The organism is Micromonospora humida, assembly GCF_016901255.1.
GTDB classification, from domain to species: Bacteria; Actinomycetota; Actinomycetes; order Mycobacteriales; family Micromonosporaceae; genus Micromonospora; species Micromonospora wenchangensis.
The window spans coordinates 140,189-165,799 of record NZ_JAFEUC010000010.1 but is presented as its reverse complement, the minus strand read 5'-3'; the positions used below and the strand labels follow the sequence as shown (position 1 = coordinate 165,799).

General features: G+C 74.2%; 21 protein-coding genes. 12 read left to right on the top strand and 9 right to left on the bottom strand.

Annotated features, from left to right (window positions below; genetic code table 11):
- Positions 1 to 24: 24 nt before the first annotated feature.
- A complete protein-coding gene (locus JQX11_RS20755) occupies positions 25 to 1,044 on the bottom strand; it encodes a methyltransferase (RefSeq protein WP_204926624.1) in 1,020 nt (339 codons plus the stop codon).
- Positions 1,045 to 1,264: 220 nt separating this feature from the next.
- Between JQX11_RS20755 and JQX11_RS20750 the strand changes: the two genes are divergently transcribed.
- From JQX11_RS20750 to JQX11_RS20740, 3 genes are all read left to right on the top strand, one after another.
- Entirely contained in the window at positions 1,265 to 1,843 is a 579-nt protein-coding gene (locus tag JQX11_RS20750) for a 4'-phosphopantetheinyl transferase family protein (RefSeq protein WP_204926623.1), read from the top strand.
- Positions 1,843 to 3,165 (top strand): FAD-dependent oxidoreductase, encoded by a 1,323-nt coding sequence (locus tag JQX11_RS20745; protein WP_204926622.1) that lies wholly within the window; start codon positions 1,843 to 1,845, stop codon positions 3,163 to 3,165. Before JQX11_RS20750 ends, JQX11_RS20745 begins: the two co-directional genes overlap by 1 nt.
- Positions 3,166 to 3,537: 372 nt before the next feature.
- Positions 3,538 to 4,380 carry an AfsR/SARP family transcriptional regulator gene (locus JQX11_RS20740; RefSeq protein ID WP_204926621.1) on the top strand — a complete coding sequence of 281 codons (843 nt, stop codon included), beginning with the start codon at positions 3,538 to 3,540 and terminating at the stop codon, positions 4,378 to 4,380.
- A gap of 42 nt (positions 4,381 to 4,422) precedes the next feature.
- On the opposite strand, the gene JQX11_RS33475 is transcribed toward JQX11_RS20740, so the two are convergent.
- Together JQX11_RS33475 and JQX11_RS20730 are read right to left on the bottom strand one after the other, a co-directional pair.
- Positions 4,423 to 6,465 carry an ATP-binding protein gene (locus tag JQX11_RS33475; protein WP_204926620.1) on the bottom strand — a complete coding sequence of 681 codons (2,043 nt, stop codon included), beginning with the start codon at positions 6,463 to 6,465 and terminating at the stop codon, positions 4,423 to 4,425.
- Positions 6,466 to 6,478: 13 nt separating this feature from the next.
- Positions 6,479 to 7,348: a hypothetical protein gene (locus tag JQX11_RS20730; RefSeq protein WP_204926619.1), complete on the bottom strand. Its 870-nt coding sequence runs from the start codon at positions 7,346 to 7,348 to the stop codon at positions 6,479 to 6,481.
- A gap of 145 nt (positions 7,349 to 7,493) precedes the next feature.
- Between JQX11_RS20730 and JQX11_RS20725 the strand changes: the two genes are divergently transcribed.
- Positions 7,494 to 8,276 (top strand): SDR family NAD(P)-dependent oxidoreductase, encoded by a 783-nt coding sequence (locus tag JQX11_RS20725; protein WP_204926618.1) that lies wholly within the window; start codon positions 7,494 to 7,496, stop codon positions 8,274 to 8,276.
- Between the two features lie 104 nt (positions 8,277 to 8,380).
- Here the strand turns inward: JQX11_RS20725 and JQX11_RS20720 are convergent, their stop codons facing one another.
- On the bottom strand, positions 8,381 to 9,067 hold the full coding sequence (locus JQX11_RS20720) for a response regulator (RefSeq protein ID WP_307826278.1): 687 nt from the start codon (positions 9,065 to 9,067) through the stop codon (positions 8,381 to 8,383).
- Positions 9,064 to 11,004 (bottom strand): sensor histidine kinase, encoded by a 1,941-nt coding sequence (locus tag JQX11_RS20715; protein WP_204926617.1) that lies wholly within the window; start codon positions 11,002 to 11,004, stop codon positions 9,064 to 9,066. The genes JQX11_RS20720 and JQX11_RS20715 overlap by 4 nt, the downstream gene beginning before the upstream one ends.
- A gap of 245 nt (positions 11,005 to 11,249) precedes the next feature.
- Here JQX11_RS20715 and JQX11_RS20710 point away from each other — a divergent pair, with 245 nt between their 5' ends.
- Positions 11,250 to 12,644, top strand: a complete 1,395-nt coding sequence (locus JQX11_RS20710; protein ID WP_204926616.1) for an outer membrane protein assembly factor BamB family protein — start codon at positions 11,250 to 11,252, stop codon at positions 12,642 to 12,644.
- 139 nt (positions 12,645 to 12,783) lie between these two features.
- Here the strand turns inward: JQX11_RS20710 and JQX11_RS20705 are convergent, their stop codons facing one another.
- Entirely contained in the window at positions 12,784 to 13,320 is a 537-nt protein-coding gene (locus tag JQX11_RS20705; RefSeq protein ID WP_204926615.1) for a PepSY domain-containing protein, read from the bottom strand.
- Between the two features lie 76 nt (positions 13,321 to 13,396).
- Positions 13,397 to 14,698: a sensor histidine kinase gene (locus tag JQX11_RS20700; protein WP_204926614.1), complete on the bottom strand. Its 1,302-nt coding sequence runs from the start codon at positions 14,696 to 14,698 to the stop codon at positions 13,397 to 13,399.
- Positions 14,699 to 14,834: 136 nt separating this feature from the next.
- Between JQX11_RS20700 and JQX11_RS20695 the strand changes: the two genes are divergently transcribed.
- Entirely contained in the window at positions 14,835 to 15,305 is a 471-nt protein-coding gene (locus JQX11_RS20695) for a septum formation initiator (RefSeq protein WP_204926613.1), read from the top strand.
- Between the two features lie 141 nt (positions 15,306 to 15,446).
- Positions 15,447 to 18,233 carry a hypothetical protein gene (locus tag JQX11_RS20690; RefSeq protein WP_204926612.1) on the top strand — a complete coding sequence of 929 codons (2,787 nt, stop codon included), beginning with the start codon at positions 15,447 to 15,449 and terminating at the stop codon, positions 18,231 to 18,233.
- A 42-nt stretch (positions 18,234 to 18,275) separates the two neighbouring features.
- On the opposite strand, the gene JQX11_RS20685 is transcribed toward JQX11_RS20690, so the two are convergent.
- Both JQX11_RS20685 and JQX11_RS20680 read right to left on the bottom strand, forming a co-directional pair.
- The gene (locus tag JQX11_RS20685) at positions 18,276 to 19,382 is read right to left on the bottom strand and encodes a sensor histidine kinase (RefSeq protein ID WP_204926611.1); all 1,107 of its coding nucleotides are present in this window, start codon (positions 19,380 to 19,382) and stop codon (positions 18,276 to 18,278) included.
- Positions 19,379 to 20,038: a response regulator transcription factor gene (locus tag JQX11_RS20680; RefSeq protein WP_204926610.1), complete on the bottom strand. Its 660-nt coding sequence runs from the start codon at positions 20,036 to 20,038 to the stop codon at positions 19,379 to 19,381. Before JQX11_RS20680 ends, JQX11_RS20685 begins: the two co-directional genes overlap by 4 nt.
- A 183-nt stretch (positions 20,039 to 20,221) precedes the next feature.
- Between JQX11_RS20680 and JQX11_RS20675 the strand changes: the two genes are divergently transcribed.
- From JQX11_RS20675 to JQX11_RS20655, 5 genes are all read left to right on the top strand, one after another.
- Positions 20,222 to 21,112: a S1 family peptidase gene (locus JQX11_RS20675; protein ID WP_204926609.1), complete on the top strand. Its 891-nt coding sequence runs from the start codon at positions 20,222 to 20,224 to the stop codon at positions 21,110 to 21,112.
- Positions 21,113 to 21,206: 94 nt separating this feature from the next.
- On the top strand, positions 21,207 to 22,190 hold the full coding sequence (locus JQX11_RS20670) for a Gfo/Idh/MocA family protein (protein ID WP_204926608.1): 984 nt from the start codon (positions 21,207 to 21,209) through the stop codon (positions 22,188 to 22,190).
- A gap of 9 nt (positions 22,191 to 22,199) precedes the next feature.
- Positions 22,200 to 23,123 carry an ABC transporter permease gene (locus JQX11_RS20665; RefSeq protein ID WP_204926607.1) on the top strand — a complete coding sequence of 308 codons (924 nt, stop codon included), beginning with the start codon at positions 22,200 to 22,202 and terminating at the stop codon, positions 23,121 to 23,123.
- 3 nt (positions 23,124 to 23,126) lie between these two features.
- Complete coding sequence (locus JQX11_RS32645; RefSeq protein ID WP_204926606.1) at positions 23,127 to 24,074, top strand: ABC transporter permease; 948 nt, start codon at positions 23,127 to 23,129, stop codon at positions 24,072 to 24,074.
- 22 nt (positions 24,075 to 24,096) lie between these two features.
- Entirely contained in the window at positions 24,097 to 25,611 is a 1,515-nt protein-coding gene (locus JQX11_RS20655; protein ID WP_204926605.1) for an ABC transporter substrate-binding protein, read from the top strand.

The window sequence follows — 25,611 nt, the reverse complement described above, 5'->3', positions numbered from 1 at the left end:
CGGCGGGACGGCCCGCCGCCGCCCTCAGACCGGGACCGCCTCGATCGCGCCGTCGGTGACGCCCGTGACGGCGAAGCCGGCGTCGGTGAGGAGCCGGCCGTACTCCGCCGCGGTGCGGTCCCGGCCCTCCATCAGGACCAGCATCAGCAGATCCACGATCCGGTTGCGGGGCGCCCCCCAGGTGCCCGCTCCGGCGCCGGCGTGCTGCGGCTGTGCCGGCAGCAGCTCCTCCAGCACCAGCAGCCGCGCCCCGGCCGGCATCGCCGCCCGCACCCGGGCCAGCACCCGGGCGACGTTCCCGTCGTTCCAGTTGTGCAGGACCCGCCGCAGCACGTACCGGTCCCCGCCGGTGGGCACCTGGTCGAAGAAGCTGCCGACGACGACGTCGACCCGGTCCAGGACCCCGGCGGCGGCGAGCCGGGCACGTCCCCGGGCGGCCGCCTCGGGCAGCTCGACGAGGACCCCGCGCAGCTGCGGACGGGCCCGCAGGAGGTCGGCGAGCAGGCCGCCGTCGCCGCCACCGACGTCCACTACCGTATGGGCGTCGTCGAACAGCCGGGCGGGGGGCGGCGGTGGTTGCGGGGCGGTGGACATCGCCCCGTTGAACGTCGCGGCCAGCTCGGGGTGCCCGCCCAGGTACTGGTAGAAGGATTCGCCGAAGCGGTCGGTGAAGGCAGGTCGGCCGGTGCGGACGGTGTCGAGCAGGCCGGCGAACGAGGCGAAGACCTCCTGGCCGTACAGGACCGCGGTGTCGCGGACCGAACCGGGGACGTCGGTGCGCAGGTATTCCCCCATGCCGGACAGAACGAAGTCGTCGGGACCGGTCTGGCGCAGGACACCGGCGTCGGCGAGCGCGGCGAGCAACCGGCGCAGCGCCACCGGGTCCAATCCGGCGGCGGCCGCCAACTCGGTGCCGCCGGTGGTGCCCGCGGCGATCCGGTCGGCCAGACCGAGCAGGGCGAACACCGAACACGCCTGCGCCGTCCAGGTGGCACAGAGCACGGTGAGCAGCCGCTTGCGGAAGTAGTCGTCGTCACGCGCCACGGATGGCCCTCCACTGAGACTCTAGTCAATGTCCAGAGAAGTGCGGGCCGGGCCCGCAGGCGCCTCGGTATGGTCAATTCGGCCCGGTCATCCTCGCATTAACCAGGGTGCGCTGACAATTGTCGTCAATGGGGAGCCGTGGGGGATCGAATGGGTGCGGTCGCGGCGGTCGGGTGCTCCGTCGGGTCTGCGGGGCGTACGGTCGTCGGGGCGTACCGTCGTGCCGGCTGACCTGGTGGTACGGCTGCGCCGGACGGTGGACGACGGGCGGGTGACGGCCCGCGCGTTGCTCGTCGAGACGGCCGCGGCGATGGCCGGCGTCCCGCCGGCCACGGTCACCGTGGAACACACGGCGACGGGCGCGCCGGTGCTGCGCGGCGTCGCCAGCGGCTGGCACACCAGCGTCAGCCACACCCGTGGCCTGGTCGCGGTGGCGGTGTCCCGACACGGACCGGTCGGTGTCGACGTGGAGGCGCTGCGCCCGGTTCCCGCGGTGGCGCTGAGCCGGCGGTGGTTCGCCCCGGAGGACACCGACTGGTTGCGCGGTCGGCCGGCGCAACGGCGCGGCGTCGACTTCCTGGCGCTGTGGACCGGCAAGGAGGCGGTGGCCAAGCTGCACGGCACCGGGCTGCGCGGCGGCCGGCTGCTGCGCTGGCGCACCGCGCCACCGGCACCGCCGGCGTGGCGGCCCGCCGTCGACGCCCCCGGCGTCCTGGTGACCCACCGGGAGCTGCCCGGTCACGTCCTGGCGGTCGCCCACGCGTGGCCCGGCCGCCCCCGGCCGGCCGTCGGTCGCTGATGCGGACCGCGCTCGTCCTCGGCGGCAGCATCGCCGGCCTGGTCGCCGCCCGGGTCCTGGCCGACCACGCCGACCACGTGTGGATCGTCGAGCCCGACGAGCTGGCGGACGCCCCGGTGATCCGCCGTGGCGCGCCGCACGGCAGCCAGGCGCACACCCTGCTCGGCCGGGGCCGGACGGTCATCGACCGGCTGCTGCCCGGCGTCGTACGGCAGATGGTGCGCGAGGGCGGCCAACTGGTCACCAGCGGTCCCGGTGGCGCACAGTGGTTCCTCAACGGCCGGGCCAAGGTCCCGGTACGCGGCGGCAGCGTGGTCAGCGTGTCCCGGCCGTTCCTGGAGTGGCACCTCCGTCGGCGGGTCCTCGCGCTGCCCAACGTGGCCCTGGTCGGCGGGACCGCGGTCGGGCTCACCGCCACCGCCGGCCGGGTCGACGGGGCGCTGGTGCGCGCGCCGGGCCGCACCGACGCCCAGCGGCACGGGGCGGATCTCGTGGTGGACGCCACCGGGCGGTCCAGCCGGCTGGCCGACTGGCTCGGCCGGCTCGGCTACCCCGCGCCCGACAAACGCCGGATGGCCCTCGACCTCGGCTACGCCACCTGCCTGTTCCACCGGGAACCGGGCCAGCGGCTGGCCGGGCACGTGGCGGTGTACTCGGTCCACACGCCGAGCCGGGCGCGCACCGGACCCAGCTCGATGACGCCCGTCGAGGGGAACCGCTGGCTGACGCTGGTCAGCGGCTACGGCGACCGGCGGCCGGGTCGTGACCTGGGCGGGTTCCTGCAGCGTTGCCGGTCGGACCCGGCCACCCCGCTGCGGCTGCTGCCGGACGCGTGCGAGCCGGCCAGCGAGGTGTACGTGCACCGCTTCCCGGACAGCGTCCGGCGCGACTTCGACCGGCTGGACCGGTTCCCGGCCGGGCTGGTGGCGATCGGCGACGCGGTCGCCTCGTTCAACCCGACCTACGGCCAGGGCATCTCGGTGGCGGCCCTGCAGGCGGTCGCGCTCGGCGAGTGGCTCGCCGAGCCCGGCGCGGTGGACCGGCCGGCGTACGGGTACTTCCGGCTGGTCCGGGCGGTGGTGGACGACGCCTGGGACTTCTCCGCCGCGCAGGACTGCTACCTGCCGCACGTGACCGTCGCCCGACCGTTCGGCTGGAGGCTGCGCCGGGGCCTGGCCGAGGCGGTCCAGCACGCGACCGTGACCGACGAGGTGGTGCACCGGGCCTTCCTGGAGGTCGTCAACCTGACGGCCGGCCCCGCCCGGCTGCGCCGTCCGGAGATCCTCTGGCGGGTCGGGGCGGCGGCGCTGCGCCGGCGGTGAACCGGGCCGTCCGAAGCGTGGCGCTCGGGACGCTTCGGGGTGACCCGTCCCGTTTCCTCATGAAGGCTTTAATGATGTCGATGTGTGGGTGACCGCCACCCGCCCCGGGTCGCCGCAGGGCTCTGCGTTGTTGCCCCGCCGAGAAGTCTGACCTCGGTGTCCCCGTCGGTCCTCGAAAATTGCTCGAACAATCGACGACGATCGCTCAGAAACCGGCTAGCCTCTCAGTCGAACGTCGTACCACTGCGACGCGAAAAGGCCCGAATGCCGCCTGTAGCTGACGCCTGTCTATGGATAGGTGTGGTTTCCGCTGTCGTTCGGCCCCCGCGGCGGCACGTCGACGCAGGCAGTTCGTGCTCTGGGGGAGAGGCAATGGAAATCCAGATCCTGGGACCGCTCGTGCTCGCCCACGCGGGTCACACCGCCACACCGACCGCCCCGAAGCCCCGCAGCGTGCTGGGCCTGCTGCTGCTCAACGCGGACCAGACCGTGCCGGTCTCCGCGCTGATCCAGGACCTGTGGGGCGCGTCCCCACCGGTCAGCGCGCTGACCACGCTCCAGACGTACGTGCTGCAGATCCGCAAGTGCTTCGCCGGCCTGCTCGACGTCCCGGTCGCCGAGGTGGCCAAGCGGGTGCTGGTCACCGTCCCCGGCGGTTACGTGCTCCGGGTCGGCCCCGACGAGTTCGACCTGCGCCTGTTCGAACAGCTGGCCTCGGCCGGTCGACGCGCCCTGGCGGCCGGCGAGAACGTCGACGCGGCGGCGCTGCTGGTACGCGCCTGCGCGCTCTGGCGCGGCCCGGCGCTCGCCGACGTGCGCGCCGGAACCGTGGCCGAGCCCCGCCTCAAGGCGCTGGAACAGACCCGGCTCACCACCGTCGAACAGTGCATCGAGGCGCGCATGCGGCTCGGCCACCACCAGGACGTGCTGGCCGAACTCACCCTGCTCATCGCCGAGCACGGGCTCAACGAGAACCTGTGCGCGCAACTGATGGTCGCGTTGCACCGCAGCGGCCAGCGGCGCGAGGCACTGGCGGTCTTCCACCGGCTGCGCACCTCCATGGTGGAGGAACTGGGGCTGGAGCCGTCGAAGCGGCTGCACCTGCTCCAACAGGCGGTCCTCGCCGACGATCCGGCGCTGGAGGTGGCCCCCCGGGACGACGGACTGACCCAACTGCTCGACCACCTCGCCCTCCAGCGGCCCCGGACCCGGTAGCCGTCCCCGTCCGGCGGTGTCCTGTCCCCTCCCGGCGGCTGGTCATCCGGACGCGGCCGGGTGGCCGACCGTCACCTCCGCCCTCGCCGGCCGGCGCACGCCGCCGGCGGACGGGGCGGGCGCCGCCAGCGCGTGCCGTCCCAGCATCGCCACGTCGTCGCGTCGCTGCTCGCGCAGCACCGCGAGGACGCGGGCGTGCAGCCGGGTCCGGCGCAGCAGCGGGAGGCCGTGGTAGAGCACGTCGCGCATCAGGGCGTGGGCGAACCGCACCCGTCCCGGTACGGGCTCGACGAGCAGGCCGGCCGCCACAGCGGCCTCCAACCCGGCCAGGACCGGTTCCTCCGGTCCGCCGTCGACGGCGAGCAGGAGATCGACGTCGACCTCCATGCCACAGACCGCGGCGTGCCGCAGCACCGTGCGCGCGTCCGCCGGCAGCCGCGCCAGCCGGCGGGCCAGCAGGTGCCCGATGCCGGCCGGCACCCCGTCCACCGCCGCCGGCCCCTCCGCCGCGACCAGCCCGGCCAGCTCGATGGCGAACAGCGGATTGCCCGCCGAGCGTTCCCGGACCGCGCGCAGCAGCGCGGCGTCGTGCACGCCGTGCCGGCGCAGCAACGCGGTGACGGCCTCCGCGTCGAGGCCGCCGAGCGTGACCTCGACCGCCGGCACGCCGGCCAGCGCCGCCCGCGCCGCCGCCACGTCGTCGGTCACCTCGTCCGGCCGGTACGTCACCACCACCAGCACCGGGGTGCCGGTGAGCGCGGCGGCGAGATGCCGCAGCACCCGCAGGGTCGCCCCGTCGGCGTGGTGGACGTCCTCGACCACCAGCAGCAGCGGGCCGTGCCCGGTCAGCCGGGTCACATGGGCGGCCAACGCCTGACAGAGGTGGAACTCGTCGTGCCCGCCCCGGGTGGCGTCCGGCCCGTCGGGACCCGGCAGCGGGCACAGGTTCCGGTCCCCGGGCTCCTCCGGCGGCAGGAACCGCCGGGTGGCGGCGACCACCTCACGCCACGCCCACGCCGGGGGAGCACCCGCCACCGGCGGGCAGGTGCCGACCGCCGTACGCCACCCGGTGTCGGCGAGGGCCCCGGCGAGCTGCCGCACCAGCGTCGACTTTCCCGCCCCGGCCTCCGCGCCGAGCCAGCAGATGCCGAGCCCCGACCGGGCGGCCCGGTCGGCCGCCGCGCGCAGTCGGGTCAGTTCCGCCGTACGTCCCCACACCTGGTGTGGGCCTGGCCCGGTCGCCGCCGACGGCGGGCCGGGATCGGCGGCCACCGGCAGCGGACCCGTGGCGGAGCGCACCGGCGGCCCGGGGACGGCCGGCTCCAGCCGGGGGCTCTGCCGCAGCAGGTCCGTCTCCAGGGCCCGCAGGGCCCGGCTGGGGTCGATGCCCAACTGCTCGGCCAGCGTCGCGCGGACGGCACGCAGCACGTCCAACGCGTCGGCCTGCCGGCCGAGGCGGTACAGGGCGACCGCGAGCAGCATCGCGGCCCGTTCCCGCAGCGGATGCTCGCGGACGTGCGGATCGAGGTCGCGCACCACCTCGTGCGGTCGGTCGAGTTCGAGCAGGAGCCCGGCGCGCTGCTCGACGGCACCCGCCCGGAGCTGGGCCAGCCGTTCCCCCTCCCGGTCCGCCCACGGCTGGCCACCGAACTCGGCGTACGGGGCGTCGGCACCCCAGCAGGCGAGCGCCGCGTCGAGGACGGCGAGCGCCGCGATCGGACCGGGTGCGGCGTCCGGCGTCGCGGACCGCAGCGCCGCCTCGAACCGCCAGGCGTCCACGTGCGTGGTCGGTAGCCGCAGGGCGTACCCGGGGGCGACGGTGACCAGGACCCGGGCGGGGGTCCGGGCGCGACGGTCCGGTTCCAGGACACGGCGCAGGTTCGACACGTACACCTGCAGGGCGGCCCGGGCCCGGGGCGGCGGATCGCCCGCCCACAGATCGTCGACGAGCCGGTCCACCGACACGACGTGGCCACCGCCGGCGACGAGCCGGGCCAGCACCGCGCGTTGCCGGGGCGCGCCGAGGTCGACCGGCGTGCCGTCCCGGACCGCCCGCACCGGGCCGAGCACGCCGATCGCCGTCACGCCCGGACCCCGCTCAGCGGGTGGAGATGCCTCCGCTGAGCGCGGGAGAGGTCAGACCCGCCTCGTTCGACACCACCACCACGTGCACGAAGGCCTGCGGCATGTGGGTGAAGTGCCAGGTACGCCGCCCGGTGTCCGGGGTGCCGTAGATGACCGCCCGCGCGACGCCGACCTCGGTGGTGGGGATCGGCGCACCCCAGGTGGGCTGCGGGGTCGGCAGCGACGGCCCGCCCGGCGGGGTGGTGGGCAGCCCCGGATCGGTCGGGGTGTCGTCCGGCGTGGTCTGCAGCCAGCTCAGGTCGATCCGGTAGTTGTCCTCCCGCACCGAGTTGTCGGTGAAGGTGACGTCCAACGTCCGCTTGCCCTCCTGGTAGCCGGCCGACAGCGTCAGCCCGCTCGGCGCCGCCGGGCTGATCCGGAACTGCGGGCAGGCCAGCGGGACGACCTCCGGCACCGGCTGGCTGCCGTCGGGCACGTTGTTCGCGGTGACACAGAACGTGTGCACCCCGGCCAGCGCCGAACTCGGCACGGTGAACGAGAAGCCGACGAAACCGCCCCGCTCGACGTGCCACAGGTTCGCCGGACGGGTCACCGCCGGCGGCACGTCGGTCTGCACCGTCACCTGCACCGGGCCGCCGTTGGGGTCGCTGGCCCAGCCACTGACCCGGACCGCCCCGCCGACGTACTCCCACGACTCCAGCCAGCCCATCGGGTACTTGTCGCTGCCCACCGGCGGGGGAGTCGGCTCGACCGGACTGTCGTCGCAGGCCGGCGGCGGAATGGGTACGTCGCAGTTGGGGCGGGCGAGGGCCGTGCCGGCCGCGGCCACGGTCAGCCCGGCACTGAGGGTGAGCGCCAGGCCGATGGCGAGGATTCTCTTCATCCGTCCAGCACAGCAACCACCACTTGGCGTGCACCTGGCGTGCCCGGTGGCGGCCCCGTTCAGCCGTCACCAAGTGACGTGCGGTCCCCTCGGTCGGGGCAGCGACCTGCCCGGGGTGCGGTCGCACCAGGACGGAGGGAACGGTATGGGCACCATGGTGGTCACCGGGTCGGTGGACGGCATCGGCCGGCGTACCGCGGCGCAGCTCGTCGCCGCCGGGCACCGCGTCGTGCTGCACGCCCGCGACGAGCAACGGGCGGCGGTCGCCAAGGCGGCGGTCCCCGACGCGGCCGGAATCGTGGTCGGCGACCTGGGTTCCCTCGAGGAGACCACGGCGCTCGCCCGGTCGCTGGCCGCGTTCGGCCGGTACGACGCGATCGTCCACAACGCCGGGATCGCCCGCCTCGACGCCGTCGAGCGGGAGTTGACAGGCGACGGGCTGGAGTCGACGTTCCAGGTCAACGTGCTCGCGCCGTACCTGCTGACCGCGCTGCTGCCGCCGCCCGGCCGGCTGGTGTTCGTGTCGTCGGCGATGGCCGCCGACGGGGTGGCCGACCTGGGCGACCTGCGGTACGACACCCGCCCCTTCGACGGCGTCGAGGCGTACTGCACCTCGAAGTTGCTGGACCTGGCGCTCGCCGTCGCCGTCGCCCGCCACTGGCCCGCCACCCTGAGCAACGCGCTCGATCCCGGCTGGGTGCGCACCCGGATGGGTGGTGCCGCCGCCCCGACCAGTCCCGACGACGCCGCCCGCGCCCAGGTGCGCCTCGCCGTGGGCACCGAACCCGACGTCCTGGTCAGCGGGCGGTACGTCAGCGCCCGCGACTGGCGGCCGTCGCCGTCGCGGGTCGCCGGGCTCGGGGAGGACCTGCTGGCCTACTGCGCGCAGCTCACCGGCGTCTCCCTGCCCGACGCCCGACCGAGCTGACCCCCCGACGGTGGCGTCGCACCGGGCGGGTGACCGCCCGACCCCGGTCCGACCGGCAGTCGGGCCGCCGGCCGACCCGTGACCGGGGTCGCGGTCGCCCCCGGTCACGACAGGTCCGGGACCGGGGCCGCCGGGGCCTCGGCCGGGCTGGGCGCGCCCAGCCCGTGGTCGCGGGCCAGGGCGATCGCCTCGGCGCGGCTGCCCAGGTGCAGCTTGACCAGGATGACCGAGACGTTGTTGCGGACGGTCTTGGCGCTCAACCCGAGCCGGTGCGCGATCAGCGGATTCGACAGCCCCCGGGCGAGCAGTTCGAGGATCTCCCGTTCCCGGTCGGTGAGCTGCGGGAACGGGGCGTCGGCGCGGGCGCCCAGCAGCGCGCCGGCCCGGTCGGCGAGCGGGCCCCCGAGGACCAGGTCGCCGCCGGCCACCCCCCGGATGCCCCGCTCAACGTCGGCGGCGGAGGCACCCTTGAGCAGGTAGCCGCGGGCTCCGGCGCGCAGCGCGGCGACCAGGGACGCGTCGTCGTTGAGCATGCTCACCACCAGCACCCGCACCGACGGATGGTCGCGGCGCAGCAGCCGGGTCACCTCGATGCCCGACCCCTGGCCGAGGTGCAGGTCCATCAGCACCACGTCCGGGCGTACCCGGGCCACGAGCGCCACGGCGGTCGACGCGTCGGCGGCCTCGCCCACGCACTCGATGCCACCCAGGGTGTCGAGCAACGCGCCCATGCCCAGCCGGAAGACCGGGTGGTCGTCCACCACGGCCACGCGGATCGGGGTGTCGGTCACGGCTGCTCCAGGGGGACGGTCAGGCAGACGGTGGTGCCCCGGGAGCCGGCCGGCCCCACGGTGAGGGTCGCGCCCACCGCCTCGGCCCGTTCCCGCATCGCGTGCAGGCCGACGCCGTGGCCGGTGGGGCCGGCCGGAAGGCCCCGACCCTGATCGGTGACGGTGACCCGCAGCCGGTCGGGCCGGTGGTCCAGCGACACGGTGCACCGGTCCACCCCGGCGTGCCGCTGCACGTTGCGGATCGCCTCGGCGGTGACCCCGTAGGCGGCGGTCGCGACCGGTTCCGGCAGCGGCGTCAGGGTGGCCGGCCCGTGCAGCACGATCCGCAGTCCGCTGCGGGCGTACTGGTCCCGCAGCAGGTGCAGGGCGGGGCTCAGACCGCCGTCGGCGAGCACCGGGGGCAGCAGGCCGTGCGCCATGTCCCGCACCTCCGCCGCCCGTGCCGTCAGCTCGTCGGTCAACCGGTCCAGCAGCTCCTCGGCCCGTTCCGGGTCCCGGCGCAGCAGGTTGCGGGTGGCGGCCAGCCCCAGTCCGATGCCGCTGAGCGCGGGGCCGAGACCGTCGTGCAGATCGCGGCGCAGGGAGCGGCGTTCCTCGTCGCGTACCTCGGCCAGCCGTTGGCGCGAGCGGGCCAGGTCCCGGTTGGTGCCGGCCAGGTCCACGACCGCGGCGACCACCGGAGCGAGGACGGCGAGCGACTCGCGGGCCCGCCCGTCGAGCAGCTCACCGGGCAGGGGCCAGGCGTGCAACTGGCCGACGAGCCGGTCGCCGCTGGTCAACGGCACGGTCAACGGGCAGCCGTACGGGTGCGGCGGTGGCTGCGGCCCGCCCTCGGTGATGCGCACCTCGGCGAGCCGGAGCGCGGCGGCGATCGTCGCGCTGATCTCGGTGGTGCTGCCGACGCTGTGCACCACCCGGTGCAGCAGCGGCTCCGGGGCCTCACCGTGCACGAGCCGGTCCACCCGCCGCTGCACCGCCTCGCGCATCGGCTGGAAGGCCGCCGCGAGTATCCCGGTAACGACGAGTTGCGGCAGCGGCAGCCGCTGCGGCAGCAGCCGGTCGAGCAGCGCCACCGTCGCGCAGTAGGCGGCGATCACCACTGCGGTCATCAGATACCACACGAGGGTGCGGCGTACGGCCAGCCGCAGCCCCCACAGCTGCTGACGCAGCACCACCACCGCCACCGCGGCGGGGAAGAACGCCTGCGAGGCGAGCATGAGCAGCGCCGGTAGGGCCGCCGGGACGGCCGGGGGCAGCAGGGTGGCGAGGAAGGCGAGGGTGAGCAGCCCGCTGCCGGCCGTCGCCCAGCCGAGGCCGTGGCGTTGCGCGGCGGGGCCACGTCGCCACCGCCACGCCAACCCGGCGCAGGCCAGCAGGCCGAGCCCGACCAGCGGGTACGGCAGGACGGGCAGCAGTGCGGCCCGCACGCCCCGCAGCCCGTCCGGCAGCGGCAGCACCCCCAGCGGCGGTGGCGCGGTGACGGCGGCGGCCATCGTCACCGCCACGTACCCGACCCCGGCGGCGACCGCGTACCGGCCGAACCGGTCCAACGGCCGGTCCGGCAGCAGCCACGGCATCACCACGACCAGCGCGTACAGGCCGGGCACCCAGGCCCAGCGGTGCAGCGCGGTCAGCACCGGCGGCCCGCCCACGGCGAGTTGCCACTGCCCGGCGCAGGCGGCGACCGCGCTGCCCAGCGCCGCCGCGCAGGCGATCACGGCGGGCATCCGGCTGCCGGTGCGCTGCCGGCTCAGGATCAGCCACGCCAACGTGCCGTAGACGATGCCGTCGAGCAGGTCGACGAGCGAGTAGAGCTGGTCGGCGGACCACGGCGGCGTCGCCACCGCCCAGGCGACGACCGCGCCGAGGCTGAGCAGGACGGTGCCGGTGAGCACCGCCCACCCGGTCGACCGCGCGGTCACAGAAACGTTCGGCATGGCCGGTCCACTGTCCCAGCACGACCGCCACCAGCGCCACGGACGGGGCCATCGGCCGCCGTCGGCATCGGGGACCACACCAGCACACCCACGGGCTTCCTCCGGATCACCGCGCGCCGCCGGATCGGCGCACGCGCAGCGCAGCCTGGTCCGCGTCCTGTCCCGACGGCCAGGGGTGGATGTCCCGCGCCGCCGGGACCGGCACATCGACCGTCCGGTGGCAGGGGATGCGCGCGGGTCCTAGGGTGACGACTCGACCGTCCACCGAGGGGGAACCCGTGCCGTCGCACCGACCAGCCCGTTGGCGTACCGCCGTCGTCGCCCTGACCCTGGTCGTCGGGCTTCCCGCCTGCGCCGCGCCCCGCCCGCAGCGCCCACTGACGCCAGTCGAGCAGACCCCGGAGCGGCTGCGGGAGGGCAGCAGGTCACCCACCCCGCAGGTCCCGCAGGCGGCCTGGTCGGTGTCGGTACGGCGGATCGAGCAGCCGCTGGGCGAGACCGGCCAGCTCATCGTCGTCCCCGACGGGCGGGAACTGCGGGCGGTGGACCGGGTCACCGGGCAGCAACGGTGGGCGCACCCGTTCGCCGGCAGCTTCCGGTACGTCATCGCCGGGGGGTCCATCGTGGTCAGCGACAACAACGACGGCGGTGTGGACGTGCTCGACGCGCGCACCGGTGCCACCCGGTGGCGGGCGGCCGGCAGCCAGGACGTGGTCGTCCACGGGCAGGCCGTTTATGCCCGGGACTGCGTCGGTGTCGGCGCTGCGGCGACCTGCGTGATCATCGCCAGGGAGCTGGAGAGCGGTCGCGAACTGTGGAAGCTGCCGTCCGACCGGTTCGCCCGGGTCAGCGACGTCACCCTCGGCGCGCGCCCGCCGTACGCGCCGGCCGCCGGCCGGTACGTCGTGGTGCGGCTGAGCACCACCGGCCGGGCGGCCACATACACCCCGGTCGCCCCCACCACCGGGCGGGCCGGCGCCGGGCGGCTGCCGAACCGGGCCTGGTTCGGCTTCGCCGCCGACGACCTGCTGGTCAGCACCGACCACGACCCGCCCAAGGGGGACCAGCGCTGCACGGTCAGCATCGCCAGCGTCGACGCGGGCACCGGTGCCAAGGGCTGGTCCGGCGCGGTCTACAGCGGGCGTCGGCAGAACGGCGAGTGCGCCAAGCGGCTGGCGAACGACCTCAGCGGGATGGAGCTGATCGGGGTAGGGACCCGGCTCGTCGCGGTCACCGCCGACGAACGGCCGCAACTGGTCGACCTGCGTACCGGCAGGACGGTCTGGCGGGGCGTCGCCGCCGGTGTCCCGATCGACGGCGACGACCGGTCGGTCCTGGTCCGCGACACCGCCGACACCGGCGCGCTGGCGTTGCTCGACCTGGCCACCGGTGTCGCCCGCTGGACCGCGCCGGACCCGGTGCTGCCCGGCACGTCGGCGAGTTGGCGGTCGGCGGTGACGGCTCGGCTGGTGGCGGTCAGCGGGGCCGAGGACGAGCGCCCGATGGTGCTGGTGTACGACGCGGACACCGGCCGTCAGCTCGGCCGCTATCCGGGGTGGCTCGCCGGGGCCGGCACGGACTGGGTGGCGGTCAGCCACTCCGGCACCGGTGGCCTCGCGGTCGACCTGCACACCTTCTGACCGTCGACCGAGCAGGGTGGGCTGCGCCGGCAGAGGTCGCCGGGGCAGCCCACCCGTCACCGCGCGGTGCCGGCACCGGCCGTCCCTACCGCCGGTCGGCGGTAGGGACGGCCGGGTGCCCCACCCGACGTCCGGACCGTCAGTCGTCGTCGCCGTCGTCCCGGTCGTCGGAGTCGTCGTCCTGGTCGTCGTCGGAGTCGTCGTCGTGACCGGACCGGTCGTCGGCGTCCGCCTTCTCCTGCTCGGACTTGACGATGCCGCCGTTCTCCCGGTCGACGTCGATCTCATGCTCGGTGTCGCCGTTGATGATCTCCACACTCCAGACCGGGCGGCCCTCCTCCCGCTCCCGCTCGACCTCGGTGATCCGACCACCACCCACCTTGGCCAGCGCGATCTCACCGGCCCGCTGCTGGCTCACCGCGTCGTCGGCGGCCGGGGCGGTGCCGCCACCCGGCGTCCCCGCCGTCGGGCCGCCACCCGGCGTCCCCGCCGTCGGCGTGCCACCGGGGGTCGCGGCCGTCGGCGCGACGGTGGGGTCCACCGGGGCCGGGGCGGTGGTCGCGGTGGCGGTGGGGCCGGGGGCCCGTTCCGCGGCGGACACGCCGATCGCCGTGCCGGTGACGGCGAGGACGGCGGCGCCGCCGGCAGCGGCCAGGAGCAGGGATGTGCGCTTCATGATGCGTACCTCCGGAGTTTCTCGGTTGGTGCGCTCAGCGTGCTCCGGCGGTGGATAGCGGCGCGCTGCGCCGACCCTAAGCTCCGGTTAAGGCCGACCGGGGCGGCCCGAGCCGCAGCGTCACCACCGCGCCGCCCTGCGCGCCCGATCCCAGGTCGAGCCGACCACCGCTGGCCTGCGCGGCCCGTCGGGCGATGTCCAGGCCGAGCCCGGTCGAGCCGGCCTGGCTGGCCCCCCGCTCCACCAGCACGGCCGGGATCCCCGGTCCCGCGTCGTGGACGGTCAGCGCGGCCCCGGCCGCCTCCCGGGTCAACCGGACGGTGAAGCCGGTGCCCTCCGGGGTGTGCGCGAAGACGTTGCCCAGCAGCGCGTCCACGGCCGCGGCCAACTCGTCGGCGGGAACCCCGACCGGCAGCGGCCCGGCCGCGAGGTCGAGGTCGACCGTGCGGCCGGTGTCCTCGGCCAGCACCGACCAGAAGGCGACCCGTTCCCCCACGATCGCGGCGGCGTCGGCGGTGGCCGCGCCGGGATCACCGTCGGCCGGGTCGCTGCGCCAGCGTGCCTGCCGGATCAGCCCGGTCACCGCCCGCTCCAACCCGTCCACGGCCGCCGCCACCCGCGCCGCGTCGTCCGGGTCGCGCAGCGATTCCGCCTCCAGCCGCAACGCCGTCAACGGCGTCCGTAGCCGGTGCGACAGGTCCGCCACCTGCTCGCGTTCCTCCCGCAGCAGCACCTGGATCCGGGCGGCCAGGTGGTTGAGCGCACCGGCGACCTCCCGCAGCTCCGGCGGGCCGGCCGGTTCGGCGCGGGCGGTCAGTTCGGCGTTGGCCAGCCGGTGCGAGACCGAGGACAGTTCGGTGATCGGCCGGACCAGGGTGCGGGCCAGCCGGTCGGCCACGGCGAGGCCGAGCAGCACGAGCACGATGCCGAGCGCGGCCAGCACCAGCCAGGCGCGGGCCACCCCGGCGGTGACGTCGGCGCGGGACACCACGGTGCGGATCACGCCGGTGCCGTCGGCCCGGCCCTGCACCGCGATCACGATCTCCCGGCCGCCGTCCAGCTCCGCGGTGAGGCTCTGGCCCCGGGCGGCGAGCGCCACCGCCGGGGTACGCGGCTCCTGCGCGCCGAGCACCGTGCCGTCGGGCAGGTAGACGCTGACCGGCCGCCCCGACTCGGCGGTGAGCTGTTCCACGGTCAGCCGGATCGTCGCGGTGTCGGCGGTGCCGACGACCGGCACCAGCCCCTGCACGTCGGCGGTGGCCCGGACGGTGGCCCGGTCCTCGGCGACCGTGCGCACCAGCAGGGCCAGCGGCACCAGGAAGGCCACCAGGGTCAGGCAACTGGTCGCCGCGACCAGCAGCGCCAGCCGCCGTCTCATCCGTCGTCCCCGATCAGGAGCAGGGTTGCCACCGCTAGGCAGGCTAGCCGGTGCCACCGGCTGACGGGCCGGCTCTTAACCTCCGCTTATCCTGCCGCCGGGCCCGGCTTAGCGGCCGGTCGGGCATAGTCGGGGCATGGGTCGCCGTACGCTCCTCGCCACCGCCGGCTGGCTGGCCGCCGCCGTGCTCGCCACCCTGATCGGGGTGGCCGCGATCCGGCTGGTCGGGGAGAGCATCACCGGCACCCCCGGCGGGGTGCGCAGCCAGGCCGAGGTGGAACGGGCCCTGGCCGCCCCGGAGCCGACCCCGGCGACGCCGTCGGGCCCGGCGGCGTCCGCGTCGTCGGCCCCGGCCGGCGGCCCCGCCGCGACGCCCGGCCAGCGCCGCAGCTTCGCCACCCCCGGCGGTACGGCGGTCGCCGAGTGCGTCGGGTCCGAGGTGCGGCTGGTCTCGTGGGCCCCGGCGCAGGACTACCGGGTGAAGGACGTGGACCGGGGTCCGGACGACGACGCCGAGGTGACCTTCGCCGGCCCGGCGGGGGAGTTCGAGGTGAACGTGGGCTGCATCGGCGGCGAACCGGTCGCCCGCCCCGGCGACAGCGACTGACAGCGGCCTGGTGGTGACGGGTCACCCGCCGGTGCGGTGCCCCGCCAGTGGGACAACTCGGATTTCTCGTCACCCAGCTCGACCGGGGCCGGAACACTGACCTGGAACCGCAGGCCAGGACGGGTGTCAGGAGCATTCGGGATGGACAACCGGCGCGCTGCCGCCGAGCGCTGGGAGGATCCACGTCCCGAGTCCTGGTGGGCGCGGTATCCGCACCGGATCACCAACCGCGGCCATGAGCCGTCCTCCCCACTGCCCATCCCGCGACCGAACGGCTGGCGGCGCCTCGGGATCGCCAGCACCCTGTTACTGCTCTCGGCCCTCTGGCACCTGGGCCGGGACACCGAGACACTGGCTTCCCGGGACGGTTGGACATTCTTCGAGCCCCTGCGTCTCGTGTTGATCGGGGTGGCCCGTGCCTTCGGCAGCCCGCACACCGACCTGTGGCGACGGCTCTGGGTGCTGATCCTGTTCGTGGTGGCCTTCGCGACGTGGTGCCGCTTCTACCGTGAATGGTTGGCGTACCGCCCGGGGGCGGTCGACGTGCGGGAGTTCGACAACGCGGCGGACCCGAAGGACACCGGCCGGGCGGCGTACCTGAAGAGCAGGTTCTGCCGGCAACTCGCCAGCACCAGCATCTATCCGCCGTACGCGGGCCCGGCGGCCGTACCACCACAGAACTTCCTCGTCGTCCTCGGCGAGTCACCGGAGACGTTGACGAACCCGCTGGCGGTCCTGCCGAAGGTCATGGCCCGGCTCTGGCCGCAGTCGGGTTACCTGATCAGGGCGACCCTTCAGGAGCGCAAGCAGGAGCCCGGTTGCGGACTGTCGGTCACGGTCACCTCGTTCGCGGGCGGCACGGGCAGCGCGACGACCACCGAGTGGGGCGCGACCTGGGAGGACGCCACCTGCAAGGCCGCCTACTGGGCGATGGCCAAGATCCTGCCGATGACCCGCCTCGCGCGGGTGGCCCCGTGGCGGCCGTGGCGGCACCGTGACCTGCCGACCGGGCTCTTCGAGGCGTACAACGAGGCCAAGAAGCGGCACGACGAACGGCGGCTCGACGATGCGCTCTGGTGGTACCGGGAGGCGTTGCGGCTGGATCCGTTCAACTCCGACATCCGGATGATGGTCGCGAGCGTCCAGGAGGACCTCGGGCTCTTCCTCGCCGCGCTGGACACGTACCACGGGGCGCTCTGCCTCGGTGAGCTGGAGAGCCGCTACGCGGCGTCGCTGTGGACGCGGCGGCGGGACCGGTGGCGGCACCCCTTCCGCTACCCGGTGGCGATGCTGTCGGCCATCAGCCGCCGCCGGGAACTCATCCGGCTGCGTTACCAGTACGCCAAGACCCTGGCATATTCGGAACGCACGGTGGAGGACTGGTTCGCCACCGACGCCGTCGGGGAGCGCAGGGTGCTGCGCGACCAGATCCGCGACCGCCTCACCGCGGCATTCGTCGACCGTTACTGGCCGGTGCTGTCACCGTTCCGCAACGCCGCGGACCGGGCGGAGGCGTACGAGCGGACCAGGACGGCGCTGGAGGCCGTCGCCACCGCCCGGGTGCTGTTCAACCTGGCCGCACTGCAGGAGTTCCACCGGCTCTACCAGGACTCGGCCCTGGCCTGGTGGGTGGTGCCGCGCGGATCGACCGTGAACAGGCGACTGCTGCGCCTGGCGCGGGACGTGTGGGCGCCGCTGCGACTCGGCCGGGCCCTGCACGACCTGACCCAGGACCGGCTCACGGCCGCCGGCCTGACCGTCGACTGGTTCACCGGGGGGCAGGTGGGGGATCTGCCGAACCTGCGCCGCTGGTGGTCGCGTCGGCGGTACCGGCGTACCGAGACGATGGTGCGCGGTTGGCCCGTCCAGCCGGAACGGCTGCGGGACGCCATCGGCCGCGCCCAGCGTCGCCGCCTCGGCACCGGACGCCTGGACTACCTGGACTACTACGCGGCGGCGGCGGTCTACTCCTACGCCCTGTACGGCTACGTTCCGGTTCCCCCACCCAGCCCGGCGGCGGAACTGGCCCCCGCCCCTCCCGCCGGCCTGGAGGACGACCGGCGGCGGCGGTCGCTGACCGGGTACGCGGTGATCGAACTCCAGGCCGCGATGGCCTCCGCCGGGAGCCGGCCCGCCGCGCAGGTGTCGCTGCAGACCACGACCCAGACGGGCGTCGCGTCCCGGCTGCGTAGTTGGATCGGCAGCAGCGACCCGGACTTCGGTCGCCTCCGGGGCAGCGACGAGTTCCGTTTCCTTCAACTGGACCTCTACCAGCCGATGCGGTCGGTGTGGCGACGTCCGGAGAACGTCACCCGGATCCGGATCGCGGCGTACGTCAAGAAGCTGCTCCACGACGGAGCGGGGCTGTTGGAACGCAACTGGCACCGGCGGTGTGCCCCACCGTGGCGGGGCGATGTCCACGACATGATCGAATGGCTCGACCTCGACAACCGCACCTGGCGTCTGCTCGGGAAGATGGCGGAGGACCGCGCCTGGTACTGGCTGCACCGGGCCCAGTTCTGCCGGCTGGTCACCGAGGCGGTAGACCTGGTGCGCGTCGCGGATCTCCGGTTCCCGCCACCGGTGCCGACGTTCGACGAGTTGGTCATCGAGGTGCCGGACGGCCTGGAGTCGCCGCTGCGGCGCGACGGTGCCGTGGAGAAACGGGTGGCGGACCTGACCGCGCATGTGGACGAGATCGTCCAGCAGATCGGTCGGGTGACCGCCGAGCTGAGCGCCGCCTCCGCTGAACTGGGCCTGGGGGCCCTGCGGCGGCTCGACGCCGACGGTGACCAGCCGGACCTCACCAGCCTGCGGGAGGTCTGCAGCCGGCGCGCGGCGCACTGGCAGCGCGTGGTCGACCTGCTGTCCGACGACCGACTCCGCGTCGAGTTCATCGACCCCGAGCACATCCAACTCGAACCCTGACAGCCGGCCGGCCCCGGAGTTGCGCGCCCCACCCGGCGTCCCTCACCGGCCTCCGGCCGCGTCCGTCTCCACCGCCGGAAACGTCACCTGCACCCGTAGCCCGTCGCGGCCGGTGGAGGAGGCGGTGATGATGCCCTCGTGCGCCCGGGTGATCGAACGGGCGATCGCCAGGCCGAGGCCCGCGCCGCCGCTGTGGTCGATGCGCTTGCCGAACCGGCGTCGGAACGGTTCGAACAGGGCGGCGACCTCGTCCGGGGGGACGTCGTCACCGGTGTTCTCGACCACCAGCGCCGGATCGGTGCCCACCTGAACCGTGAGGGTGCCGTCGGGCCGGTTGTACTTCAGGCCGTTCTGCACCAGGTTGACGACCAGCCGTTCCAGCAGCACCTGCTCGCCGACGACCAGCCGGGGGCTCAGCCGGCTGACGATCGTGACCCCGGCCTGCTCGGCGCGGCTGCGGTGGGCGTCGAGCACCGTCGCCACGATCCGGTCGAGCCGTAGCGGGACGCGGGTCAGCAGGCCACGGTCGCTCTCGCTGAGCACCAGCAGCCCCTCGATCAGGCGCTCGTTGCGTTCGTTGGTCTCCAGCAGTTGCGCGGCGAGCAGGGCGAGCTGGTCGTCGGTGAGGCTGCGGGTCAGGCCGACCTCGATCAGGGTGCGCTGGACGGCCAGCGGGGTGCGCAGCTCGTGGGACGCGTCGGCGGCGAACCGGCGCTGCGCCTCGTACCCCACCGCGATCCGGTCCATCATCTCGTCGATGGTGCGGCCGAGGACGGCCAGCTCGTCGCGGCCGGGGCCGGGCCTGAGCCGGTGGCCGAGGTTCTGCGGTCCGACGTCGGCGATCACCGGGGCGAGGTCCCGCAGCGGACGCAGGCACCAGCGCACGGCCGGGTAGGCCGCGGCGAACAGGGCCAGCAGCACGATCGTCACGGCGATCGCCAGGGGGATGCTCGGCCGCCGGAACACCTGGACACAGACGAACGGGGCGTCGTCGCCCGGCGCCCGCAACTCGGGGGTGGCGCACCACGACGGGCCGAACTCCCGCCACAGCGCGAGCAGCAGGTCGGCGGCCGTCGTCACGAACGGGGCTACGAGCAGGAGCGCCCCGACGACCAGGAGCATCCGCCGGGCCGGTGAGGGCAGGTTCATGCCCCGAGCCGGTAGCCGACCCGGGGCACGGTGTGGATCACCGGCGGGTCCCCGAGCTTGCGGCGCAGGGTCATCACGGTGGTCCGTACCGTGTTGGTGAACGGGTCGGCGTGTTCGTCCCACGCCTGTTCCAGCAGGTCCTCGGCGCTGACCACCCGGCCGCCGGCGCGCATCAGCACGTGCAGGACGGCGTACTCCTTGGGCGACAGCGACAGCGGCATCCCGTCCCGGGTGGCCGTGTGCCGGGTGACGTCCAGCACGAGGCCGTCCTGTTCCAGCACCGGGGGCAGCGCCGGGGTCGAGCGCCGGGACAGCGCCTGCAACCGGGCGACGAGTTCGGCGAAGGCGAACGGCTTGGTCAGGTAGTCGTCCGCGCCCAGGCCGAGGCCCTCGACGCGTTGCCGGATACCGGCGGCGGCGGTCAGCAGCAGCACCCGGGTGCCGGTGGTGGAGCCGGCGATCCACCGGCACACCTCGTCGCCGCTCTGGCCGGGCATGTCCCGGTCGAGCACGGCCACGTCGTAGCGGTTGACGGCGAGCCGTTCCAGGGCGCTGTCGCCGTCGTAGACCACGTCGACGGCCATGGACAACCGGCGCAGCCCCTCGGCGACCATGTCGGCCAGCACCCGCTCGTCGTCGGCCATCAGCACCCGCACGCCGTCCCCTCCCGTCGCCTTCCCGTGCCCGGGACCGCCCGCAAGGCTGGCACCCGGCGCATAAAGAACCGATAAGGGCGCCGCTGACGCCGCCCGGACGGCCGGGGGCGCAGCATCGCAGCGTTCCTGCTCCCGTACGTACAGGCTGGTGAACCCGTGCTCCGACTCGCCACACAGTGTGTCATGGTCGCCGTGGCGGCCACGGCGGTTGCCGTCGCTCCCGTCGCGCCCCGGCCGGCGTCGGCGATCGCCCACGGCGAGGACGCGGCCGACGGCGCGTACCGGTTCACCGCCCGGCTGACCATGACGGGCCTGCCGGCGGACGGCGGCGGCACCCGGGACAGCTGGTGTTCCGGCGCGCTGGTCGCGCCGCGGTGGGTGATCACCGCCGGCCACTGCTTCCGTACCCCGGACGGCCGGCGGGTGAGCCGGACGGTGGCCGGGCGGACCACCGTCACGGTCGGGCGGACGGACCTCGGCGGCCGGGACGGCTACGAGGCCGGGGTCGTCGCGGTCCGTCAGGCGGACGGCGCGGACGTGGCCCTGGTCGAACTCGACACCGCGGTCACCGGTGTACCGCCGCTGGAGATCGCCGCCGGGCCGCCGGTGGCCGGCGAGGTGCTGCGGTTGACCGGGTACGGCCTGACCGCCGCCGACGCGGTCGCGCCGACGGACCGGCTCCAGACCGGTGAGTTCACCGTCGACCGGGTCGGTGCGGACCTCGTCGAGACCTCCGGCTGGCGGCCCCGGGCGGACACCAGTCCGTGTCCGCACGACTCGGGCGGCCCCTACTTCCGGGAGCGGGCCGACGGTACGGCCGTCCTGGTGGCCCTGGTCAGCACCGGGCCGGGATGTCCCCATCCGGGCCCCGACTTCAGTGCCCGCACCGACGTTCTCCGGGAGTGGATCGCCGACACGGTCGAGCCGTCCCCGGCGCCGGTCCGGTGGTTGTCGGCAGGCGTCGGCGCGGGGGTGGTGCTGCTGTCGGCGGCCCTCGTGGTGCTGCGTCGCCGCCATGCGGGCAGCCACCGCCGATCGTCGATCCCGCAGGTCGGGGGCCGGATGCGGAGGTGAATTCGCGTCTTGCGCGACCCCCGCCGCAGGTGTACAACTATCGGAGCTAGGTACACATCTAGCTTTCGTAGGTACGCAACAGTGGGGGCCGGGTGTGGACCGCTTAAGGGTCGGTGTCGTCGGGATCGGGGTCCAGGGGCAGCTGCACGCCCGCGCGCTGCGCGACGTGCGGCAGGCCGAACTGGTGGCCGTCGCCGACATCTCGCCGCGCAACCGGGAATGGGCCGAGACCCACCTCGGCGTCCGGGCCGTCCCGGACATCGGCGACCTGCTCGACGAGGTCGACGCGGTGAGCGTCTGCACGCCGGATCACCTGCACGAGGAGGCGACCCTCGCCGCGCTCGCGGCGGGCAGGCGGGTGCTGCTGGAGAAGCCGATGGCACTGTCGCGGGCCAGTTGCGACCGGATCATCGCCGGCCGGCCCGATCCCGACGCGCTGATGATCGGCCACGTGCTGCGCTTCGACCCCCGGGTGCTGCGCCTGCGCGAGGTGGTGCGCTCCGGCGAACTCGGGGACATCTGGCACGTCAAGGTGTGGCGGTGCACCTCGCAGGCGGTGGGCGAGGGGATCTGGGACCGGACCTCGGTCGCCTGGTTCCTCGGCATCCACGACGCCGACCTGCTCCGGTTCGTGACCGGCCGCGAGGTCGAGGTCACCGGCGCGGTCGGCCGCAAGGTGCTCTCACCCAGCCACGACGTCGTACACGCCACGGTGCGCTTCGACGACGGCGCCATCGGCACCATGGAGAACAACTGGACACTGCCGCACTCCCGCCCGTCGCGGGCCGACGCCGGACTGCGGATCGTCGGCGAGCACGGCATCCTCGAGATGAACCTCTCGCACAACGACCTGCTGTACGCCCGCCGCGACGGGGTGGCCAGCTTCATGGACACCTACTTCTGGCCCGGCCGCGACGGCGGCGGCGCCTACAACCTGCGCACCGAGCTGGAAGCGTTCGTCGACGCCGCGCTGACCGGCGGACCGACACCGGTCAGCGCCGAGGAGGGCCGCGCGGCCGTCGCCGTCGTCGAGGACATCGAGGCGGCGCTGGCCGGCGACCCGCCGCCCGGCAACTGAGGGGTCGGGATGCTGCGGTACGCGCTGCGTCGCCTCGCGATCTCGGTACTGGTCCTGTTCGGCGCGGCGACGGTGGTCTTCTTCGCGATGCGGGCGGTCTCCGGCGACCCGGCGACCGCGGTGCTCGGCCCGGACGCCGACCCGTCGGCCGTCGAGGCGCTGCGCCGGGAGTACGGGCTCGACGCCTCGCTACCCGTCCAGTACGTCCAGTTCCTCCGGCGGGCCGTCACCCTCGACTTCGGCGAGTCGTTCCGGCTGCACGACGCCGCGACCAACCTGGTGCTCACCCACCTGTCGGCGACCGCCGCCCTGGCGCTGACCGCCTTCGCCATCGCCCTGGTCCTCGGGTTCGCCCTGGGCACCCTGGCCGCCACCCGACCCAACGGCGTGGTGGACCGGGTGGTCTCGGTGCTGTCGATGCTCACCCAGTCCCTGCCGACGTTCTGGGTCGGCATCATGCTGATCCTGGTCTTCTCCCGGTTCCTGCACCTGCTGCCCAGCTCCGGTGCCGCGTCCCCGGCCGCGATGGTCATGCCGGCGGTGACACTGGCCCTGCCGCTGCTCAGCGTGGTGCTCCGGCTGGTCCGCTCCGGGCTGCTCGACGTGCTGCACGAGGACTACGTGGTCACCGCCCGGGCCAAGGGCCTGTCCGAGACCCGGGTCGTCGGCTGGCACGCCATGCGCAACATGCTGATCCCCGTCGTCACCGTGGCCGGCCTGGAGTTCGGCAGCCTGCTCGGCGGCGCGGTGATCGTCGAGACCGTCTTCGCCTGGCCGGGGGTGGGTCGGCTGATGACCGACGCCATCGCCGCCCGCGACTACTCGGTCGTGCAGGCCTGCGTGATCACCGTCGCGGTGATCTTCATCGTCATCAACCTGCTCGTCGACCTGCTGTACGTCCGGCTGGACCCCCGGGTCCGCGAGAGCGTCTGAGAGGTGATCACCGTGTCCGACGGCGTACCCGGCTCGGCCGTGCTCGGCACCCCTGTCATGCCCACCGACGGCGGCCCGCCCGACGCGACGTCGGCCCCACCGACCACCGTGCCCCGGCGTCGGCGTCGCCGGCTGCGCCTGTGGCTCCCGCTCGGGGTGATCGCCGCCTACCTGGTCGCCGGGGTGATCGGGCCGCTGATCGCCCGGTACGACCCGATCGCGACCTCCGTCACCGACCGGCTGCTTCCCCCGGGCAGCCGGATGTCCGACGGCGGCCTGGCCCTGTTCGGCACCGACCAGGTCGGCCGGGACCTGCTACCCCAGATCATGCAGGGGGCCCGGATCTCGTTGCTGGTCGGCGCGGCGACCCTGCTGCTGGCCGGCACGGTGGGCGCCGCGATCGGCATCCTCTGCGGCTACCTCGGCGGGGTGGTGGACGCGACCGTCATGCGGCTGGCCGACATCCAACTGGCCTTCCCGTCCATCCTGCTCGCCGTCTTCGTCGCCGGCGTGCTCGGTTCCAGCGTCACCAACGTCGTACTCACCCTGTCCATCACCACCTGGCCGATCTTCGCGCGGGTGGCCCGCGCGCAGACCATGGCGACCCGCTCCCGGGACTTCGCCAACGCGGCCCGCACCCTCGGCGCCGGGCCGTGGCACGTCGTGCGGCACTGCGTGCTCCCCGCGGTGGCCGGCCCGTTGCTGGTCATCGCCACCGTCCAGCTCGGATTCGTCATCGTCGCCGAGGCGTCGCTGAGCTTCCTGTCCCTGGGCATCCCGGCCGGCACGCCGAGCTGGGGCACCACCATCGCCAACGGCCGCGACTACCTGGCCAGCGCCTGGTGGATCGCCACCCTGCCAGGCCTGGTCCTGGCCGTCTTCGTGGTCTGCGTCGGCGTGCTCGGCGACGAACTACGGGACCGCTCCGATCCGAACCTCTCCACCCGGTAACCCGTCAGCGAAATGGGAAGACATGAGATCTTCGACCATCCGACTCGGTGCGTTGGCCCTCGCCGGCGTACTCGGACTGACCGCGTGCTCCTTCGGCTCCGACGACCCCGCCGGTGACGGCGGCGGCGTCACCACCCTGCGGGTAGCCAACCCGACCCCGGTGGTCTCGCTGAACCCGTTCGCCGCGAACTCCGCCGACCAACCCACCCTCACCGTCGTCCAGGAGGTCTTCGAGACCCTCGTGGTCCGTAAGGACGGGAAGATCGCCCCGCAGCTCGCCGAGAGCTGGACCAACCCCGACCCGCTGACCTGGCAGTTCGTGCTGCGCAGCGGCGTCACCTTCGCCGACGGGACGCCGATGACCAGCGCCGACGCCAAGGCGTCGCTCCGGGCGCTGATCGACGGCAAGGGGCCGCTGGCCGGGCTGTGGGCCACCGTCGACGACATCCGCACCCCCGACGAGCGCACCCTGACCATCCACACCACGAGCCAGCTCGGCACCGTGCTGAGCAACCTCACCCTGCTCTGGATCGCCCCCGCCGCCAAGCTCGGCGACAACGCGTTCTTCGACGCCCCGTACGGCACCGGTCCGTTCAAGGTCTCGTCGTTCACCGCCGGGCAGAGCGTGAACCTGGTCCGCAACGACACCTACCGGGGCGACCGGCCGAAGCTGACCAGCATCTCCTACCGCTACATCCCCGAGGTGTCCGGCCGGGTGACGGCGCTTGCGAACAACGAGATCGACGTGACCTGGGGCCTGCCGCCGGACCAGCTGACCGGGCTGCGGGACAACAAGGACCTGACCGTCCGGTCGTTCCCGACGTACGCCAACTACTACATCTGGTTCAACAGCTCCCGCAAGCCGTTCACCGACGCGCGGGTCCGGCAGGCCATGTGGCACGCGGTCGACTTCGCCAAGATCAGCAAGTCGCTGTTCGACCAGGCCGGGACCCCGGCCACCGGACCGCTGCCGGAGGCCGTGTTCGGCGCCGCCGGGCAGAACCCGTACACCTACGACCCGGCCCGGGCCCGGCAGCTGCTCACCGAGGCCGGCTACCCGGACGGGTTCACCACCACGATGATGTGGAGCAGCGGCTGCTGCACCAACGGCAACTCCTTCGCCGACGCGATGATCAGCGACTGGGCCAAGGTCGGCATCGTGGTCAAGCCCCAGGAACTGGAACGGGCCACCTGGCTGGACAAGCTGCTCAAGCTCGACTGGGACAGCACGATGACCACCGGCAGCACGGTCACCGGCGACGCCGACTTCACCCTGGCCCGGCTCTACCTGTCGACCGCCAAGCGCAACGGCTACGCCAACCCGGAACTCGACCGCATCCTGCTCGCCGCCCGCGCCGAACTCGACCAGGACAAGCGGGCCGCCCTGTACGCCCAGGCCGGCAAGATCGTCTGGGACCAGGCGGTCGGCCTCTTCCCGCTCGACCTCAACGGCAACGTCGTGCTGCGCGGCAACGTCGAGGGGTTCACCCCGACCCCGAACGACCTGCCCGACTTCGCCGGCGTATCGCTGCGCTGA